We start from the raw sequence: 4,648 nt of genomic DNA on the forward strand, positions 1-4,648 counted from the left end.
ACCATATGGACTGGTATTTATATAAAATCAGGCATTTAGTTGAAAATATGTTTTGTAGATTAAAGCAATTTAGAGGAATAGCTACTCGATATGACAAGCTCAAAAGAAATTATCAAAGTTCTGTTGCTTTAGCCTGTATATTTTTATGGCTACCTTTATAGGGTTAATTATGAACAGTAAATGTCAACAGACCCTACTTAAAAATTCTTTAGCTTTAATGGATTTTTAAATTAAGCTGAAATTAGCTTTATTTTCCTTTATAGTTACCATGACCAAATCCTGCTTTTTATAAAGCGGGATTTTGTTATATGTGATATTCAATATGTTCCGGACAATTAAGTTATGACTTTCCAAAGTTTTGAAGTAGTACATGTGGTTGCTATGGACAACCAACGTTGTATTGGTAAGGATAACGATCTGCCTTGGCATATTTCTGCTGATTTAAAACACTTTAAAGAAATTACCCAAGGTGGGGTAATTATCCTTGGTCGTAAAAATTTTGATTCGATTGGTCGTCCGCTTCCTAAACGTGTAAATTGGGTAATTACTCGAAACCATAATTGGAATTTTGACGGCGTTAAAGTTGCACATTCAATCGAAGAAGCCTTAGAGAAATCTATTCCTGACGTTCAAGCATCAGAGAAACCAAATACAATTTTTATTATTGGTGGTGGTGAGATTTTCAAGCAAACCATCAATATTGTGGATCGACTAGAGCTTACTCATGTTGATTTAAATGTTGAAGGTGATATTTTTTATCCTAAAATTCCAAATGATTTTGTGAAGATAGCGTCAGAACAACATATTGATGACAAAACCGGCATTGCTTTTGAGTTCGCAACCTACAGAAAATAAAACCTATTTCTCATGAAAAAGTGATGATGCAGGGACGCGAATATATCTCCAGACATTGGAGTCTGTGGCTGCTGGGCAGCCTGTTTACTTTATTCGTCATTCTGTCGAGCCTGTGGCTCAGCCTCATGCTGTGGGTTCATCTTCCCATCGGCAAAATCGGCAGCTTGATACTGATTGGACTCTGGCTGACCTTTGCGCTGGTCGTTCTCGGGATTTATTTCACCCGGCATCTGATCTCCCGCCAAGTGGATAGCGTTCTTTATCTTCTGGCCTTTTTATTCTGTTTGCTAGGATATTTCAGTCTGGAAGCGCGTCAGGATCGAGAGTGGAATCCTGAGGTTTCCCAGCTTCTGCATTATGAGCAGCAAGGCGATCAGGTTACCTTACACAATATCCGCAACTTTGACTGGCAGGCCGATGGTCGCTATATCGAACGCTGGGAAAGCCGCAGTTTTGATCTGAATCAGATTACTGGCGTGAACATCATTACTTCCTACTGGATGGGGCCTAAAATTGCCCATACCCTGGTCAGCTTCGATTTTGCCAATCAAAAGCCACTCACCTTCTCGATTGAAATCCGCAAGGAAAAGAATGAAGAGTTTTCAGCGATTGGTGGCTTTTTCCGAAAATATGAACTGAGTCTGGTCGCATCGGATGAAAAGGATATTGTCTATACCCGTAGCAATGTCCGTGGTGAACAGGTCTATTTTTTCCCAGTCAAAATGCCGCAAGCTCAGGCTAAAGCGCTATTCAAGGAATATCTGCGTCAGGCCGATGAGCTGGCCCAAAAGCCAAAATGGTACAATACCCTGACCAGTAATTGCACCACACTAGTCTTTGATATGGTTCAGGCGATATCGCAACAACAGCTACCCTCAGATTACCGGTTGCTGGCCTCCGGCTATTTACCGAATTATCTCTATGATCTTAAAGTACTAGAACAGTCTTGGGATATGCACACTTGGTATCAACGGGCACATGTCAATCCACGGGTAGAACGCACCGCTAATCTCTCCAGTCAGGACTATTCACGCCTGATCCGGCAGGGCCTACCAAAACCCGACATGCGATAACTGTGTAGCAAATCCACTTCAATAAAGATACAAAATCAACTGGAACCTTGATCATTTTTTTGTTTATATACAAATAGCTAGTCAATGATCAGAGTATCTCTCATGCTAAAAAAATTAACTGCAATCGCGATTTTAGGCTCGGTTCTAACGGTCATGGGCTGCGAAACTGTGCCCAATACAGCCACGACACAAACCGCGAATCATTTACAACTTTTGCAAAATCGTACTTGGATTGCGACCCAGATTGGTAATACTGAAATCAAGACTGCGCCAACCGCACGCAATGTTCCGAGTCTGCAATTTGATGCCAGTACCCAGCGCGTTTCAGGTTCAGATAGCTGTAACCGGATTATGGGCAGCTACACAGCAGCAAAAGATACGCTGACCCTGAGTCAAATGGCTACTACCCGTATGGCTTGCATGAACAACGATCAGCTTGATCAGAAATTTAATGAAGCTTTAGCTAAAGTGACGCATTATCAGGTATTTGCTAAAACCTTAAAATTACTGGATCGCCATGGAAATCTCTTGATCCAGCTGGAAAGTGCTGTTCAGCCGCGTTAATACTTCCCTACAAAAAGCCTGTATGGACAGGCTTTTTTATCTTTCATACTGATGAGCTGGAATTTAACCATCAGCCCGATTGAGTTATTTAATTGAATGAGGAATCAACCATGCAACAGGCACTTTTCGGTGGGGGATGCTTTTGGTGTACTGAAGCCGTATTTTTACAGATTCAGGGAGTTCAGCAAGTCGTCAGCGGTTACGCAGGTGGGCACACAACTTAAACATTCATAATTAAGGTCCACACATTGAGCAGCTGTCTTCCATGGTTGTTTTTTCGTTTTTTGAGGTGCAAAAAAGTCAAATTCAGCATGTGTGGGTTCTGGCCAGACGATCGGTAAATTGTCACGCCGAGCAATTAAGAAAAATCTATTTCTCAATGTCGGTGCACCATAGTCGCATGCTCGTAGTTCACGATATTCGACCGTGTACCCTTGGTACCTGAGCGCATTCACGAAACAGTTAAACGTTCGCCCTTTCCGCTTTAAAATCGGTTTACCGTTCTTATCCAAATCACCCCATTCAACAAACTCAACCACGTTTTCAAGCATGATGATTCGTGGTCGAACTGTTGCAGCCCACCTTAAAGCAATCCAAGCTAAACCGCGGATCTTCTTGTTTAACGGCTTGCCACCTTTCGCACGGCTATGATGTTTACAGTCTGGACTAAGCCAAACCAAGCCAACAGGTTGATTGCCCGTAATCTTTACAGGGTTAACATCCCAAACACTCTCGCAGTAGTGCTTTGTTTTTGGATGATTGATGCGATGCATGGCCAAGGCTTTCGGATCATGATTAATTGCAATATCAATCGGTCTACCGAACGCACGTTCTAAACCAGTTGATGTACCGCCACCGCCAGCAAAGTTATCAACGATTAATTCATGTGGAAGCAAGTTATACATAGAAATTCCCTCTTACAAATGCCCCTTTATGGCTTAGATCTCTTAATTCATGCGGTACATCTTCTGGAGACAGATACCTATAAGCATGAATAACCTTGCTCAGATTCATACAGCCACCCCCATGCTTTCAACGGCACTTTCTAATGTTTGATGTGCTGAATAATCATCACAGTCGTAATAATCGTCATCGATCAAATTAGAGATGTCGTAGTCACTCAAACCGCTATTTAAACAGCGACTCAAAAGCTCAGGATCTAAACGATCATACTTGTTGCAAATCGTCATTAACGAATTGCTATGTGCGTTGTTTGCCGTGAAAAATGAGTATGCAAAACCTTCAGGCGTTACGCTTCTAGCATTCTTAGTCGCAATACTATTGCCACCGTATAGGCGGTGCATTTTAGAGCCCTCAACAGGTTCAACAGGTGCAATTGGTAGGTCGGCATTGAAACGGCCCCACAATAATGTTTTCTTTGTGTATGTATCACCAAAATGAAACGGATCAAACGACAGACGCCACGGCGACAACCCGGTTAAGCTCGCAATACGCCCTACTGGATTCTCAATTGCCCAAATATTCGGTTTAAAAAATTCAATTGTTCTTAAAGTTTGGTACACCAGCTCAATACTGCTTAACGTGCGACCATCAGCATCTTTGGCAGTAAAATGTCTTGCACCAGAAACAGCAAAGTCTGTACATGGGCATGCAGCTAAAATCGCATGAACGTCCAAACCATCAAAGCATGCAAAAAGCTCGTTAAAGAATTCCACGCTGAAGTTATTAATATCGCCAAAATAAGGATCTGCCTGTATATCAAACCGAAATACTTGATAGCCAGCATCAACCCATGGTTGTGACCATGTGCCAGACAAATCAAAAAGAGAAAGGACAATTTTTTGGTTGTTTTGGTTGCGGATCGTTGGATCTAGATATTGGTTAAACGCAACGTTTTTCCATTGTTCTAAACGTTCTAATGCGGAAGATCTGGACATCCAGCCATTAGCTTCAACATATGCTTGTGATTTCTTATTTAAGCGAACAACTTCATTCTTATGCGGTGCATCAAAGATGTTTGAAATCTTAAACTCAGCATCAATAAAACTACTTCTTGCATCCAATAAAAGAGAGATGGATCCGGAAATTTGAACAACTCCTATAAGTGATACTCTGCTCCTCAAATGATGTTATAAACATCAATATATGGAGTATTTTATGGCACGTAGACCAAGAAGAAATCATTCAAACGACTT

Annotated in this window: 4 protein-coding genes and 3 pseudogenes; 5 read left to right on the forward strand and 2 right to left on the reverse strand. The window is 41.5% G+C overall.

The window, feature by feature from the left end:
* The 5 genes and pseudogenes from FTU46_RS16410 to FTU46_RS16430 form a co-directional block, all read left to right on the forward strand.
* Nucleotides 1-161: pseudogene (locus FTU46_RS16410) on the forward strand (IS5/IS1182 family transposase); the annotation flags it as partial.
* Between the two features lie 181 nt (nucleotides 162-342).
* Nucleotides 343-855 carry a trimethoprim-resistant dihydrofolate reductase DfrA41 gene (dfrA41, locus tag FTU46_RS16415; RefSeq protein ID WP_004729503.1) on the forward strand — a complete coding sequence of 171 codons (513 nt, stop codon included), beginning with the start codon at nucleotides 343-345 and terminating at the stop codon, nucleotides 853-855.
* 23 nt (nucleotides 856-878) lie between these two features.
* Nucleotides 879-1,928 (forward strand): DUF4105 domain-containing protein, encoded by a 1,050-nt coding sequence (locus tag FTU46_RS16420; protein WP_077170331.1) that lies wholly within the window; start codon nucleotides 879-881, stop codon nucleotides 1,926-1,928.
* A 102-nt stretch (nucleotides 1,929-2,030) separates the two neighbouring features.
* Nucleotides 2,031-2,492 carry an META domain-containing protein gene (locus FTU46_RS16425; protein ID WP_033917524.1) on the forward strand — a complete coding sequence of 154 codons (462 nt, stop codon included), beginning with the start codon at nucleotides 2,031-2,033 and terminating at the stop codon, nucleotides 2,490-2,492.
* 110 nt (nucleotides 2,493-2,602) lie between these two features.
* A pseudogene (locus FTU46_RS16430) lies at nucleotides 2,603-2,713 on the forward strand (peptide-methionine (S)-S-oxide reductase); the annotation flags it as partial.
* On the opposite strand, the pseudogene FTU46_RS16435 reads toward FTU46_RS16430, so the two are convergent.
* Nucleotides 2,711-3,397, reverse strand: a pseudogene (locus FTU46_RS16435) (DNA cytosine methyltransferase); the annotation flags it as partial. The pseudogenes FTU46_RS16430 and FTU46_RS16435 overlap by 3 nt on opposite strands.
* A 105-nt stretch (nucleotides 3,398-3,502) precedes the next feature.
* A complete protein-coding gene (locus tag FTU46_RS16440) occupies nucleotides 3,503-4,516 on the reverse strand; it encodes a DNA cytosine methyltransferase (RefSeq protein ID WP_042893681.1) in 1,014 nt (337 codons plus the stop codon).
* Nucleotides 4,517-4,648: the final 132 nt, after the last annotated feature.

The organism is Acinetobacter sp. YH12108 (assembly GCF_013419055.1).
Lineage (GTDB): Bacteria > Pseudomonadota > Gammaproteobacteria > Pseudomonadales > Moraxellaceae > Acinetobacter.